Origin of the sequence: Sphingopyxis sp. (assembly GCF_025869345.1) — a bacterium.
GTDB lineage: Bacteria > Pseudomonadota > Alphaproteobacteria > Sphingomonadales > Sphingomonadaceae > Sphingopyxis.
In genome coordinates, this window is the sequence record NZ_JAOZVW010000077.1 from 12,250 (window position 1) to 25,934 (window position 13,685).

General features: G+C 66.0%; 10 protein-coding genes. 5 read left to right on the forward strand and 5 right to left on the reverse strand.

The window, feature by feature from the left end; translation table 11 throughout:
* Positions 1–25 precede the first annotated feature (25 nt).
* Complete coding sequence (locus OJI97_RS08615; protein ID WP_297662651.1) at positions 26–943, forward strand: LysR family transcriptional regulator; 918 nt, start codon at positions 26–28, stop codon at positions 941–943.
* On the opposite strand, the gene OJI97_RS08620 is transcribed toward OJI97_RS08615, so the two are convergent.
* The 3 genes from OJI97_RS08620 to OJI97_RS08630 all read right to left on the reverse strand — a co-directional run bounded on the left by OJI97_RS08620 (position 889) and on the right by OJI97_RS08630 (position 6,659).
* Entirely contained in the window at positions 889–2,898 is a 2,010-nt protein-coding gene (locus OJI97_RS08620; protein WP_297662653.1) for an alpha-glucosidase, read from the reverse strand. The genes OJI97_RS08615 and OJI97_RS08620 overlap by 55 nt on opposite strands.
* A 162-nt stretch (positions 2,899–3,060) precedes the next feature.
* Positions 3,061–5,379, reverse strand: coding sequence for a TonB-dependent receptor (locus tag OJI97_RS08625; RefSeq protein ID WP_297662655.1), 2,319 nt, complete (start codon positions 5,377–5,379; stop codon positions 3,061–3,063).
* Between the two features lie 359 nt (positions 5,380–5,738).
* Positions 5,739–6,659 carry a LysR substrate-binding domain-containing protein gene (locus tag OJI97_RS08630; RefSeq protein WP_297662657.1) on the reverse strand — a complete coding sequence of 307 codons (921 nt, stop codon included), beginning with the start codon at positions 6,657–6,659 and terminating at the stop codon, positions 5,739–5,741.
* A 100-nt stretch (positions 6,660–6,759) separates the two neighbouring features.
* On the opposite strand from OJI97_RS08630, the gene OJI97_RS08635 reads away from it, so the two are divergent.
* Both OJI97_RS08635 and OJI97_RS08640 read left to right on the forward strand, forming a co-directional pair.
* Positions 6,760–7,524, forward strand: coding sequence for a phytanoyl-CoA dioxygenase family protein (locus OJI97_RS08635; RefSeq protein WP_297662659.1), 765 nt, complete (start codon positions 6,760–6,762; stop codon positions 7,522–7,524).
* Complete coding sequence (locus OJI97_RS08640) at positions 7,521–8,138, forward strand: NADPH-dependent FMN reductase (RefSeq protein WP_297662661.1); 618 nt, start codon at positions 7,521–7,523, stop codon at positions 8,136–8,138. Before OJI97_RS08635 ends, OJI97_RS08640 begins: the two co-directional genes overlap by 4 nt.
* 6 nt (positions 8,139–8,144) lie before the next feature.
* On the opposite strand, the gene OJI97_RS08645 is transcribed toward OJI97_RS08640, so the two are convergent.
* Together OJI97_RS08645 and OJI97_RS08650 are read right to left on the reverse strand one after the other, a co-directional pair.
* The gene (locus OJI97_RS08645; protein ID WP_297662663.1) at positions 8,145–9,830 is read right to left on the reverse strand and encodes an amidohydrolase family protein; all 1,686 of its coding nucleotides are present in this window, start codon (positions 9,828–9,830) and stop codon (positions 8,145–8,147) included.
* 29 nt (positions 9,831–9,859) lie between these two features.
* On the reverse strand, positions 9,860–10,483 hold the full coding sequence (locus OJI97_RS08650; RefSeq protein ID WP_297662664.1) for an XRE family transcriptional regulator: 624 nt from the start codon (positions 10,481–10,483) through the stop codon (positions 9,860–9,862).
* 162 nt (positions 10,484–10,645) lie between these two features.
* Between OJI97_RS08650 and OJI97_RS08655 the strand changes: the two genes are divergently transcribed.
* Both OJI97_RS08655 and OJI97_RS08660 read left to right on the forward strand, forming a co-directional pair.
* Positions 10,646–12,601: a serine hydrolase gene (locus OJI97_RS08655; RefSeq protein ID WP_297662666.1), complete on the forward strand. Its 1,956-nt coding sequence runs from the start codon at positions 10,646–10,648 to the stop codon at positions 12,599–12,601.
* Entirely contained in the window at positions 12,601–13,608 is a 1,008-nt protein-coding gene (locus OJI97_RS08660; RefSeq protein ID WP_297662668.1) for a dipeptide epimerase, read from the forward strand. The genes OJI97_RS08655 and OJI97_RS08660 overlap by 1 nt, the downstream gene beginning before the upstream one ends.
* Positions 13,609–13,685: the final 77 nt, after the last annotated feature.

The window sequence follows — 13,685 nt, forward strand, 5'->3', positions numbered from 1 at the left end:
TAATGGGAATGATATGGTGCGCGGCATGAACCTCCGCCGCCTGCGCCATTTCGACACGCTCTACCGTCTCGGCAGCTATGCGCGCGCCGCCGACGAACTCGGCCTGACGCAATCGGCGCTGACCCGGTCGATCCAGAAGCTCGAGGGGGAGTTGGACGCCACGCTGTTCGACCGCACCACCCATTATGTCCGCCCGACGAGCGACGCCGACCGCCTGATCCGCTCGGCGCGCGATGTCATCGCCGCTTCGGCGAACCTCGAACAGGAAGCGCGCGGGCTCGGCCAGCCGAGCAGCGGCACCGTCGCGGTCGGCGCCGGTCCCTATCCGCTGCAACCTTTGCTCACCGACGCGATCGCGCGCTTCGCCGAAAGACACCCCGGCGTCCGCGTCACCGTCACCGGCGGGCCGTCCGAGCAATTGCTCGAAACCCTCGTCGACCGCCGCCTCGATCTCGTCGTCTGCAACCGCGCGAAATTCGCCACGTCCGCCCACGCCGACGAAGTGCTGTGCATCCCGCTGCCGCCCGAGCCGCTGGTGCTCGTCTGCGCGCCCGATCACCCGCTCGCGCGGGGGGAGGGCGACAGTGGCGATTTTCCCTGGGCGCTCCCGCGCCCCGCGCCGGGCAGCAATTTTCCGCGCGCGATCCGCGCCCGCTTCGCTGCCGGACGATTCCCCGATTACGAGCTCGATTCCACCGCCGCCTGCCTCGACATGGCAAAGAGCGGTCGCGCGATCACCGTCGTGCCGCGGCGTCTGGCGCTGCGCAGCGGCCTCGCGATGATCGCGCTCCCGCCGTCGGAGGTCACCCGCGACGCCATCCACCTCCTGCGCAACCGCAGTCGCAGCGCGCTGGTCGCCGCCTTCGTCGCGGTGCTGAAGGATGCCGCTCAGGCCGACGGGATCGCGTCGAACAGCGCCGCATCCGGCGACCCGGCGCGATAAAAGACCGGCGGCTCCCCGAACGGCGCCGCCACGGTCACGTCGCCGCCGCCCGCATAGGTCTGCTTCGACCAGACATGCACCCACTCGGCCCCCGCGGGTAGATAGGTCGTCCACTCGCTTTTCCCCGCCGCGATCACCGGCGCGACGAGCAGGTCGGGGCCGAGCAGATACGACGTCTGGATCGCATAGGTTTCGGGGTCGTCCTCGAAATGCAGAAACAACGCCCGCTGCACCGGCAGCCCGGTCTCCGACGCTTCCCGCGACAAGCGCCGGATATAGGGCGCCAGATGCGCGTAAATCCGCGTCATCTTCGCGAAATGCGCGAGCAGTTCGGGACTGTCGTCATATTGGACATTCTGCCGCGGCCGGTTGCCTTCATGGGTGCGGATCATCGATGTGAAGGCCGACATTTCGGCCCAGCGCATCGCCAGTTCGGCATGGCGCACCGTGTCGAACAGGCTGGTATAGCCGCCGCAATCGCTGTGATGATGCGCGTTGCCGAGCATCCCCGCCGACAGCGCCGCGCAGATCACCGTGCCGATCCCGTCGTGACGGCTGAAATCGACCGCCTGGTCGCCCGCCCACAGCATCGGACAATGCCCCTGCACCCCGGCGGCGCCCGAGCGCATGAACACCATCATCTCGCCCGTCTGGCCGCGTCCTGCGATCCCCTTCGCATTCACCTCGCCCCACAGCGCCGGCCAGCGGTTGTGCGCGGTCATCCCGCTCTCGCCGTTCGCCAGCCGGACATCGACGGGCAGATATTCGCCGAAGTCGGCCATCCAGCCCGACAGGCCGAAATCGATCATCTTCTCGCCGATGATCGTGTCGGCGAACCAGTCCGCCGCCGCCGGATTGGTGAAGTCGACATGCGCGCAATCGAATTCGCCGAAATCGATCACATAAGGCTCGTCGCGGTCGGGCCGCATCACCAGCAGGCCCAGTGCTGCCGCCTCGGCATAGAGCGGTCCGTCGACCGCGAGATAGGGATTCACATAGCCGAGGAAGCGAATGCCGCGTTCGCGCAATTCCGCGATCCGTGCAGGCAGATCGGGATAGCGCTTCGCATTCCATTGCCAGTCCCAGAACAACCGGTTGCCGAAGCTGGTGATGCGCAGGCCGACCCAATCCTCGCACCACAGCCCCGACACTGCGACCCCGGCGTCCTCAAAGGCCTTGAGGCGCGTAAAGCTCTCGTCGCCGTCCTTGAGCCCGATCACCGCGCCCTTGAGCAGCCATTCGGGCAGCGGCGGCTGGCGCCCGAAGCGCGCCGACAGCGCCGAGACGAGATCGGTGAAACGCGGCCGCGCCCACAGCTCGATCCGCGCCGGAATCTCCCAGACCTCGACTTCGTGATAATCGGCATTGCGAAAATCGAACGCCGCATAGGCGAAGCTGTCGACATGCAGCGCATAGCGCCGCGAACTCACATAGGTCGGCTGCGGATAATTGGTGTGGGCATAGCTGCCGCCGCCGCCCTTGCGATGCGCCTCGACCTGCCGGAACAGCGGCGAGGACGGGTCGCGGCCGTTGCCGGGTTCGCTCGACCACAAAGGAAAATGCCGGCCGCGAAGGTCGAAATAGGAAAATTGCTCGCCGCCGCCCCAGACATGCTCGCCCGCCTCCGCGGGAACGCGCAGCCACAGCCGGTTGAGCGCCGGGTCGAGCGCTTTCAGGGTGATCGTAGCATCGTCTCCGTCGCCCGACACCGCCGCTTCGAGCAGGCAGGGCGCGCCTTCGCTTTCGGCAAAGCGCACGACATCGCCTTGAACCTCGGCATAGGCCAGCGCGCGCCGTTCGATCACGTCCTGCGTTACGTCGAAATGGCCGAGCGCCCCGTGGACATGCGGCTCGCCGCGCCCGACGAAAAAACAGGGGGCGTCCTCGCGGTGCGACAGGATCGTCCGCCCGCCGAGGCGGAGGGCAAAGCCTGTGTCGAGCGCGTCGAGCGCCATGGGCGAATTTCCTTTCATCGCGAATCTTTGATCGCCGCCCCGCCCTCCCCCGCCGCCGGCGGCGGCGCCCTTGCTGGGGCCGACTTTTAAACTTTTCCTGGGGGTCCGCAAAACTCCCCCCCGCCGCGGGGTGGGCCCGCCCCGCGCGCCGGGGCAGGGGGCTTAGAAGTTCACCCGCCCGGTGACGCCGACATAGCGTTCGGCATCGCGCGGGGTGATCTGGCGCATGAACGAGGTGCCGTTCGGGATGCGCTGGATGACGAACTGCTTGTCGGTGATGTTCTTGACCAGGAACGACAGCGCATATTTGTCGTCGGCGGTGCGCAGCGTGATCCCCGCATCCCAGATCGCATAGGGGCTCTGGAAGGCGTTGGGGTTCTGGTTGATGTCGAAATTGGTCTTGCTCTGATAGGTGAGCGAGCTGTTCAGATCGACATTGAAGCCGTCGAGGTTCAGCGGCAGGCGCCAGTCCATCGTCACCGTGCCCTTGTATTTGGGGGCAAAGGGCAGCGGCTTGCCGTTGATCGCGTCGGCGCAGGTGACCGCCGCGCCGGTCGGGCAGATGAAGGTGTTGATGTGGGCGTCGGTGTAGTTGAAGCCGCCCGAAAGCTGGAAATCGTCGGTGATCGCGGCGTTGAAATCCATCTCGATGCCGCGCGTCGACACCGAACCGGCATTGGTCAGGCGGGTGACGACCTGTCCCGCGACGATGTCGAGGAAGTTCGCCTGATAATTATTATATTTGGCGTAGAAGGCCGCGAGGTTCAGCGTCAGCTTGCGGTCGAACAGCCGCATCTTGAGCCCCGCCTCATAGGCATTCGACTTTTCGGGATCGATGCGGCCGGTGTCGCGCGCCTGCATGTTGAAGAAGACGTTGAGCGCCGGTCCCTTGTAGCCGCGGGTATACATGCCATAGGCCATGATGTCGTCGGACACGTCATATTGCAGGCCGGCATTGCCCGACCAGCCATGATCCTTGATCGACCCGTCTGCGCTGAAGGCCGGATTCACCCCGCTGAACGCGGTCGTCTGGGTCGAGGTGCGGGCGAAGTCATAGCTGACCTTGTCCTCGGTATAGCGCAGGCCCAGGATGCCGCGGAAGGCGTCGGTGAAGTTGAGCGTGCCCTGGCCGAACGCCGAATAGCTGGTCAGCGTCGTGGTGAAGTCGGCGTTGCCCTCGTTGGTCGTATAGGTCGACGACCCGGCGGCGCACGGCGTCAGCCCGCCCACCGTCGGCAGCGTCGAGGCGGTGCAGGCGGTGACCGTGCGGTTGAAGAAGTCGACTTCCTTCGTGTGGTAATAATAGAGGCCCGCGACATATTCGAAGAATTGCGGGTTCGACGAGGCGATGCGCAATTCCTGCGTGAACTGGTCGAACTTCAGGTCGCCGCGGTCGTGCGAGCGCACGTCGCCCGACGCGGTGCCGGTATTGACGTAGGACGGCGCGTCCGAGCGGAAATCGCCGTCGCGGACCTGGAAATTATACCAGTGGCGATAGGCGGTGATCGAGGTCAGCGTTACGCCGCCGAAATCATAGTCGATCTGCCCCGACACACCGCTGTTCTTGTCCTTGGTATAGGGGTCGAGGTCGTTGTCGATGTCCTTGTTCTTGCCGTCGAGCGTCAGCGGCGCGAGGCTCGGCTTGAACACCGCATCGTTGAACGCGGAGGAAAAGACGGTGCCGATGCTGTCGGCATAGCCATTGTCGCTGTTCTTCGAATAGTCGGCGATCAGCGTGATCTTCAGCGCGTCGGTGGGTTCGGCGATCAGCTTGCCGCGCACGCCCCAATGTTCATAGCCGTTGACCTTGTGGCCGTTGAACACGTTGCGGCCGTTGCCGTCATATTGCGACCAGAAGCCGGTGAGCGACGCCTTGACGCCGTCGCCGAGCGCGCCGCCGACGCTGCCGCGGATGCGATATTCATTGCCCTCGTACCAGGCGGCATCGACATAGCCGCCCAGCGCGTCGTCGGGTTCGCGCGTCACGATATTGATGACACCGGCCGATGCGTTCTTGCCGAACAGGCTGCCCTGCGGCCCGCGCAGCACTTCGATGCGCTCGACATCAAGGAAGTCCGACGTCTGCTGCCCGGTGCGGGCATAGACGACGCCGTCGATCACCGTCGAGACGGAGGGTTCGACCCCCGACGAGAAACTGATCGTGCCGACGCCGCGGATCGACAGCGCCGAATCCTTGTTTGTGTTGCCCTTGCGGAAGGTCAGCGTCGGGACACGCTGGAAAAGCTGTTCGGCCGAATTGACGTTGGCGCGCTCGAGCATGTCGCCCGACACGACCGAGATGGCGACGGGCACGTCCTGCAGATTCTGCGCGCGCTTCTGCGCGGTGACGATGATGTCGTTGTTGGCGAAGGGCGCGTCGGCCGCTGCCGCGGCGTCCTGCGCGACGGCGGGCGCGGCCAAGGCGGCGGCGCCCAGCACCGATGACAGGAGCAGCGATTTTTTGAACGGCGAAAACTTCATTTCATCCTCCCCAAGAAGCGGCAGCGGATCTGCGTCCGCTCATGCATCGAGTAGGAGGCTCGGCACGCCTCCTAATATCTACTCATTCAATTGACAATGCGGTCAATCTGCCAGCCTAGGGATGACCGCTAAAATCATTGCAGTCCAATCGAGAAATATCGGTGAATTATGTCCAAATGCTATGGCTTGGATGAAAGGCGGCTATTGACCGATTGCGGACGCCCGGCATCTCCTAACTTTGTCATCCCCGCGAAAGCGGGGACCCAGAGCGTGCGTCGGCTAATCCCACGCTGGGTTCCCGCTTTCGCGGGAATGACGAAGGTGGGGAACGACGGCTTTCCACCACAAACCTGCCCCCACTACCGCGCCGCCACCACTTTCCGCACATGCGCCAGGCACGCCGCGGTCTCGCGCGCGACGTCGGCGTTCAGCCAGGCGACGATCTCGGGCGTCGGGCCGATGTCGGGTTCGAGCAGACCGAAGTCGAGTTCGACCGGCGGGGTGAAGGGACGAATCGCGACGCCCAGCCGGTGGAACAGCGGTGCGCTGAACGGTTCGGCGATCGATACGCCCAGCCCCGCTTCGATGAAGGCATAAAGGGTGTGCGACTGCTGCGTCTCGAGCCGGCGTGAGATCGCGATGCCCGCGGTTTCGAGCACGACGTCGATCCTGTTCCACAGCGCATCGGCCTCGTGCATCGGGCCGATGAATTCCTCGCCCGCCAGATCCTCGACTGTCACACGCTCGCGCGCCGCCAGCGGATGATTGGCCGGAAGCGCGCAGACATATTCGGCGCGTGCGAGCGGAGTCGATCTTATGCCCTCGCGGCCCGGCACGTCGATCCCGATGCCCAGGTCGGCCTGCCCCAGGAACACCCGCTCCTCGATCGCGCGCTGGCCGAGCGCTTCGACCGTGATCTTGATCTCGGGATAAAGGATGCGAAAGCGCGCGATCACCGCGGGCAGGATCGCCGTCGCGATCGCCGCCAGCGCCGCGATCCGCACCGTGCCGACCGGGTGCGCGCGGATGCGCCGCGCCGCCTGGTCGAGCAGGTCGAGCCCGGCATAGCTTCGCCGCACCGCTTCATAGAGCGCCTGCGCCTGCGCGGTCGGGTGAACGCGCGCGCCGCGCCGGTCGAACAGGCGAAAGCCGACCGCGCGCTCCATGTCGGCGATCAGCCGGCTCACCGACGGCTGGCTGATGTTGAGCATCGTCGCGGCGGCGGTAATGCCCCCGCTCATCATCACGGCGCGAAACGCCTCGACCTGTCTCATTCGCATAAGCCATAGTATAGACGTATGATCGATGGATGCAATTCGATTGGATGCGATGGATGACTCCGCGCTATGGGACACGTCAGACAAGATCGGGAGAGTGAAGATGGATTTCTCCGCCCAGCGCGAACACTATGCCGCCGAAGGCTATGCGGTCTTCGAACGTATCCTCGAAGGCCCGCTGCTCGATCTGCTGCGCGAGGAATGCGGCCGCGTGATCGAACGCGAAGATGCCCGCCTCGACGCGCTCGGGGTCGAGGTCGACGGCATCAGTCACAAGGGCAAGCGCTATTTCGCCGGCGAATGCCAGCGCCGCGAGCCTGACCTGCGTAAGATGCTGTTCAGCGAGACGATGGCCGCCGTCTGCCGCGCGACGCTCGGCGACGACGCCTATTTCTTCTACGACCAATATGTCGTGAAGGGCGCCAGCGAAGGCATGCCGTTCAGCTGGCATCAGGATTCGGGTTATGTCGTCGGCAACGGCGGCCCCGCCGATCACAAGCCCTATCTCACCTGCTGGTGCACGCTCGACGACACGACGGTCGCGAACGGCACCGTGCGCATCCTGCCTTTTTCGCAGGCGCCCGGAACGCGCGAGGGCATCGTCCCGCATAGCCGTCAGCCGGGCAGCAACGACCTCGTCGGCTACACCGGCGACAGCGAGGGGGTGACGCTCGAAGTCCCGGCGGGCAGCGTCGTCGCTTTCTCCAGCCTCGCGCTCCATGCGACGGGATCGAACTCGACCCCGAACATGCGCCGCGTCTATCTGGCGCAATATTCGCCCGAGCCGATCCTCAATCCCGGCACCAACCACCTGCGCCGCAACGCGATCGCCTTCCTGCGCGGCGGCAGCCAGGTCACTTTCAGTTGACAGGGCAGACGACCGGCGCGCGCCCGCGCATCGTCGCGCTCGGCGGCAACGCGACCGCCGGCGGTTCGGCCGAGCGGCTGCTGCGCCATGCGCTCGCGTGCTGTGAGGCGCGGGGCGCCGACAGCCTGCTGCTCGCGGGCGATGCGATCGACCTTCCGCTCTATGCGCCGCATCTCAGCGACCGCTGCGACAAGGCGCGGGCGCTGGTCGCGGCGCTTCGCGGCGCCGACGGGGTCATCGTCGCGTCGCCCGCCTATCACGGCACCGTGTCGGGGGTGGTGAAGAATGCCCTCGACTATGCGCAGGATCTGGTTGCCGACGCGCAGCCCTATTTCGACGGCCGCGCCGTCGGGCTGATCGCGGTCGCGGGCGGATGGCAGGCAGCGGGCAGCACGCTCGCAACCTTGCGCTCGATTACCCACGCCCTGCGCGGCTGGCCGACGCCGATGGCGGTGACCGCCAATTCGAGCCAGCTGCTTTTCGATCCCGACGGCCTGCTCGCCGATCAGGCGATCGCGGCGCAGCTCGACATCATGACCGGCCAGGTCGTCGACTTCGCGCGGATGAAGCGCGCTTATGCCGCCAATCGGGACAAGGCGGCGGTCTTCGCCTGAGCGTCCTCAGCGGCAATGATTCCACGCCGGACCGCGCACCGCGCGCCCGGGGGTCGCGCCGCTGTGCTCGCCATCCTTGAGCACCGCGACGCCGTTCACATAGACGTCGCGCATCCCGACCGCATATTGCTGCGGTTGCTCGAAGGTCGCGCGGTCGGCGATCGTCGCCGGATCGAACACCACGACATCGGCATAATAGCCGGGCTTCAGCGCCCCGCGCCCGGCAAGGCCGAGGTTCGTCGCGGGAAGCGAGGTGAGGCGGCGCACCGCTTCCTCGAGCGGGATCAGCTTCTCGTCGCGGACATAGCGGCCGAGCAGGCGCGCGACATTGCCGTAAGCGCGCGGATGCGTGCTCGATTTCAGAAACACGCCCTCGGGTGCCTGCGATTCGGCGTCCGAGCCGAAGCTCATCCATGGCAGCTGGATCTGCTTGCGGACATTGTCCTCGGACATCAGGAAATAGATGGTGCCGACGCGCGAGCCGTCCTCCACGACCAGGTCCATCGCGGTTTCCTCAGGGGACTTGCCGCGCATCGCCGCGACTTCGGCGAGCGTCTTGCCGGTCAGCGGCTTGAGCGCGTCATTCTTGAAGCCCGCAAGGATCATCTTGTCGGCGCCCGCGCCGAGATAGAGATTTTCCCAGTCGCTGCCGGGCTTCTGCATCTCGGCGGCGACGCGCGCGCGGATCGCGGGGTCTTTCAGCCGCTCGATCCACGCTTCCAGCCCGCCCGCCTGCACCCAGGTCGGCATCGCGGCGTCGAGCCCGGTCGCACCGGCGGTATAGGTGTACATGTCGGTGGTGATCCGCAGCCCCTCGGCGCGGGCATCCTCGATCTTCTTCACGATGGCGTCGAGCTTGTCCCAATTGCCGCGGCCCGCCATTTTGAGGTGATAGATTTCGGCGGGCGCCCCCGATTGGCGCGCGATCTCGATCAGCTCGTCGACCGCTTCCCCGATCCGGTCGCCCTCCGAGCGCATGTGGCTGATATACATGCCGCCGCATTTTCCAGCCTCGGTCATCAGCGCGACCAGTTCGGGGGTCTCGGCATAGGAGCCGGGCGCATAGATCAGCGAGCTGCCGACGCCGAGCGCGCCCTCGTTCATCGCCTGCCGGACGAGCAGTTTCATGCGGCCGAGCTGCTCGGGGTTCGGGTCGACGTCGCCTTCGCCCAGTTCGTGGACGCGCACCGTCGCGGCGCCGACGAAACTCGCGATGTTCGTCGCGATGCCGCGCTTTTCCAGATAGGCGAAATAATCGCCGAGGCTGGTCCATTCGATCGGATATTTGATGTCGCCCTGACGCCGGGTTTCCAGCGTCTTCATCGTTGCGCTCAGCGGTCCCATCGACCAGCCTTCGCCCATCACCTCCAGCGTGACGCCCTGCCGGATATCGCTCTGGCTGCGCGGGTCGGCGATCAGCGATTCGGTCGCCCAGCTCAGCATGTTGATGAAGCCCGGCGCGACCGCCATGCCCTTGGCCGCGACTTCGGTCCGGCCTTTGCCCGCGACCTTGCCGACCGCGACGATGCGGTCGCCCTTGATCGCCACGTCGCCGACGACCGGCGCCTGGCCCGACCCGTCGTAAAGTGTGCCGCCGCGGATCACGACGTCATAGGCGGGCTCGGCGGCCGCTGCGGTCGCCGCGCCGGCGAGCAGCGCCAGCGCGAGGGTGAAGGTCCGACCGGGTGGCATGCGTCTCTCCTGTGCTTTTTCCGAAAATCTCAGCCGTGCAGGCTCATCAGCGAATCCATGAGGCCCTCGTCGGCGCTCGAACAGACCCCCAGCACCAGCGCTTCCTCGCAGCCTTCGGCGACGACGTAGGCGTGACCCATCGATGAATCGATGTAGATGCCCTGGCCGACCTCGAGCGTGACGGGGTCATAGAATTCGCTGTGAACCTCGATCCGCCCTTCGAGGACATAGATGAATTCCTCACCCTGATGGCGGACGAGATCGCCGAACTCGCGCGCGCTGTGCGCGCGGATGCGGGTGACGATCGGGATCATCCGCTTCTGGCGAAGGTCGGTGCAGAGATAATGATAATCGTAATTGTCGGTCGTGACGCGCGCCGCCCGGTCGATCGTTCCGATGCTGCGGCGGCCGGTGACGCGCGGCGCGCTCTCTTCCTCGTCCTCGGCGAACAGGTCCGACATGCGAATCTGGAGCCGCTGGCTGAGCTGCTGGAGCTTGTCATAGCTGAGCGTCAGCCGGTCGTGTTCGACCTTCGACAGCGTCGATACCGGAATCCCCGACTTCGCGCTCATCTCCTTGAGCGTCCAGCCGTTTCGCGAGCGGATGCCGCGCATCACCGCGCCGAGCGTCGGTGGGCTGGGACGGTCCGCCATCAGTTCTTCCATTCCATATTTGACAATTTTCTAATCAGGATCATTATGTCCCCATTGGGTCAAGAGGTGCCGTCCCTTGGTAAGGGGTCGCGCGGCTTGCCGCAAGGGTCAGCAGACCCGCCTGACAAAGAGGGGAAGAGGATGCGTTTACTCCATAAAGCCATGATCGGGCTTGCCGCGATCGCGGCGGTTCCGCTCGCGGCGCAGGGCCCGGTCCCCGCGCCCGCCGCCAGGACGGTCGAGGCACCGCCCTTGCCGCCATCGAAACCCACGCAGGCGGCGACGCTCAACGCGACCGATCTCGAAGCCTTTCTCGACGGCTTCCTGCCCTATGCGCTCGACCGCGCGCGCATTCCTGGGGCGGTCGTCGTCGTCGTGCGCGGCGACGGGGTCGTGCTCGAAAAGGGCTATGGCTATGCCGACGTCGCGACGCACAAGCCCGTGTCGGCGGAAACCACGCTGTTCCGGCCGGGATCGGTGTCGAAGCTCTTCACCTGGACCGCAGTGATGCAGCAGGTCGAGGCGGGCAAGCTCGACCTCGACAAGGATGTGAACACCTATCTCGACTTCAAGATTCCGCCTTTCCAGGGCAAGCCGGTCACGCTGCGCAACATCATGACGCACACCGCAGGTTTCGAGGAATCGGTGCGCTACCTGATCAGCAACGATCCGAAGGCGGCGATGCCGCTCAAGAAGCTGTTGCCGATTGCGCTGCCCGAGCGCGTGTTCGCGCCCGGAACGACGCCCGCTTACTCGAACTATGCGACCGCGCTCGCGGGCTATATCGTCGAGCGCGTCAGCGGCGAGCCCTTTGACGATTATATCGACAATCATATCTTCAAGCCGCTCGGCATGGCGCATGCGACCTTCCGCCAGCCGCTTCCGAAGGCGCTCGTTCCCGATATGGCGAGCGGCTATCCCGACATTACGCAGAAGGCGCGGCCGTTCGAAATGGTGATTCCGGCGCCCGCGGGCAGCCTGTCGGCGAGCGGCGCCGACATGGGCAAGTTCATGATCGCGCATCTGAACGACGGCGCGGGGCTGCTGAAGCCCGAAACCGCGAAGCTGATGCACGATTACAAGGCGCCCGGCGTCGGCCCGCTCAACAGCATGGCGCTCGGCTTCTACGAACAATGGGTCAACGGCCACCGCGCGATCGCGCACGGCGGCGACACCGTCTGGTTCCACTCCTATCTGTGGCTGTTCCCCGACGCGGACGTCGGCGTCTTCATCTCGATGAACAGCCCGGGCAAGGAAGGCGGCGCGGGCGCGGTGCGCAGCGCGCTGTTCCATGAATTTGCCGACCGCTACCTGCCCGGCCCCGCGCCGACGGGGCGGGTCGACGCGAAGACCGCGAAGCAGCATGCCGAAATGATGGTCGGGCATTATGTCACCAGCCGCGGATCGTTCACCAATTTCATGAGTCTGTTCGGCCTGCTCGGCCAGCCGACGGTGACGCTGACCGAGGACGGCAAGATCAGCGTGCCGGGGCTCGACGGCCTCAGCGCCGGCGCGCGCGACTGGGTGGAGGTCGAGCCCTTCGTCTGGCGCGACACCGGCACCGGCGAACGCCTCGCCGCCGACGTCAAGGACGGCAAGGTCGTGCGCTGGAGCCTCGACGCCGGATCGCCCTTCATGGTCTTCGATCCCGCGCCAGCCGGCACCAATGCGGCGTGGCTGATGCCCGCGCTGATCGCGGCGCTCGGCATCGCGCTGCTCGCCGCGCTCGCCTGGCCGGTGCGCGCGCTGGTGCGGCGCCGCTTCGGCGCGAGCTTCGCGCTCGAGGGCAAGCCGCTCCGCGCGTATCGCCTGTCGCGCGTCTTCGCGTGGCTGGCGCTGGCCGCGGTCGCGGGCTGGTTCGGCCTGATCGCGGCCTTCTCCGCCGATATCGGCAGCATCGGCGGGCCGCTCGACTGGCTGATCCAGCTGCTGCGCGTCCTGACGCCGCTCGCTGCCTTCGGGCTGCTGGCGACCGCCGCCTGGCACCTGTGGCTCAGCATCCAGGGCAAGCGCAAATGGACGATGAAGCTCGGCGCGGTGCTGCTCGTCCTCGCCGGGCTGGTCCTCGTCTGGGTGACGCTCGCCTACCATCTCTATGGCTTCGGGATGGTCTATTGATGGCGGCGCAGGGCCTTCGCGGATTGACGCTCGACCTTCGGGTCGAGCGTTTTCCCTATCACCAGCCGTTCCGCATCGCGGGCCATGTCTTTACCGAGACGGCGCTGCTCGTCGCCGAGCTTTCGGACGGGACGCACGCCGGGCGCGGCGAGGGGGCCGGGGTCTATTATCTCGGCGACGATATCGACCATATGGTCGCCGAAGCGGCCGCAGTGCGCGGCGCGATCGAGCAGGGGGCGACGCGCGCGGACCTTCAGACCTTGTTGCCGCCCGGCGGTGCGCGCAACGCGCTCGACTGCGCTTTCTGGGATCTCGAGGCGAAGCAGCAGGGGCGGCCGGTGTGGGAACTGGCGGGGCTGAATGCGCCGCAGCCGCTGCGCTCGACGCTGACGCTCGGCGCCGACGACCCGGATATCATGGCGAAGGCCGCGCTCGCGATCGATCCGGAGGCGCCGGTGAAGGTCAAGCTGACCGGCGACCTCGGCGACGATATCGCGCGCGTCGCCGCGATCCGCGCCGCGCGCCCCGATGCCTGGATCGGCGTCGATGCGAACCAGGGCTATGATGTCGGCACGCTCGCCGACCTGCTGCCGGTGCTGGTCGAGGCGCGCGTCGCGCAGCTCGAACAGCCGTTGAAACGCGGGCGCGAGGCCGATCTCGACGGGCTCAAGCGACCCTTGCCCTTCGTCGCCGACGAGAGCGCGCTGTCGCTCGCCGATACCGCCTCGCTCGTCGGGCGCTTCGACGTCGTCAATATCAAGCTCGATAAATGCGGCGGGCTGACCGAGGGGCTCGCGATCGCGCGGCAGGCGAAAAGGCTCGGGCTCGACGTGATGGTCGGCAACATGATGGGCACCAGTCTGTCGATGGCGCCCTCTTATCTCGTCGGGCAGCTTTGCGACATCGTCGATCTCGACGGGCCGACCTTCCTTGCGTGCGACCGCGACCCCGGCGTCGTCTATCGCGGCGGCATGATCGACTGTCCCGACGCGGTGTGGGGGAATTAAGTTGTATGTCCTAATCGGATTGACAATTTTCTGATTAGGACAATAAATACTCCATCGGCAATTTTTGAAGCATGGGA

Coding starts and splice junctions, on each gene's coding strand:
- OJI97_RS08615 (WP_297662651.1), top strand. CDS start 26: ATGAACCTCCGCCGCCTGCGCCATTTCGACACGCTCTACCGTCTCGGC.
- OJI97_RS08620 (WP_297662653.1), bottom strand. CDS start 2,898: ATGGCGCTCGACGCGCTCGACACAGGCTTTGCCCTCCGCCTCGGCGGG.
- OJI97_RS08625 (WP_297662655.1), bottom strand. CDS start 5,379: ATGAAGTTTTCGCCGTTCAAAAAATCGCTGCTCCTGTCATCGGTGCTG.
- OJI97_RS08630 (WP_297662657.1), bottom strand. CDS start 6,659: ATGCGAATGAGACAGGTCGAGGCGTTTCGCGCCGTGATGATGAGCGGG.
- OJI97_RS08635 (WP_297662659.1), top strand. CDS start 6,760: ATGGATTTCTCCGCCCAGCGCGAACACTATGCCGCCGAAGGCTATGCG.
- OJI97_RS08645 (WP_297662663.1), bottom strand. CDS start 9,830: ATGCCACCCGGTCGGACCTTCACCCTCGCGCTGGCGCTGCTCGCCGGC.
- OJI97_RS08650 (WP_297662664.1), bottom strand. CDS start 10,483: ATGGCGGACCGTCCCAGCCCACCGACGCTCGGCGCGGTGATGCGCGGC.
- OJI97_RS08655 (WP_297662666.1), top strand. CDS start 10,646: ATGATCGGGCTTGCCGCGATCGCGGCGGTTCCGCTCGCGGCGCAGGGC.
- OJI97_RS08660 (WP_297662668.1), top strand. CDS start 12,601: ATGGCGGCGCAGGGCCTTCGCGGATTGACGCTCGACCTTCGGGTCGAG.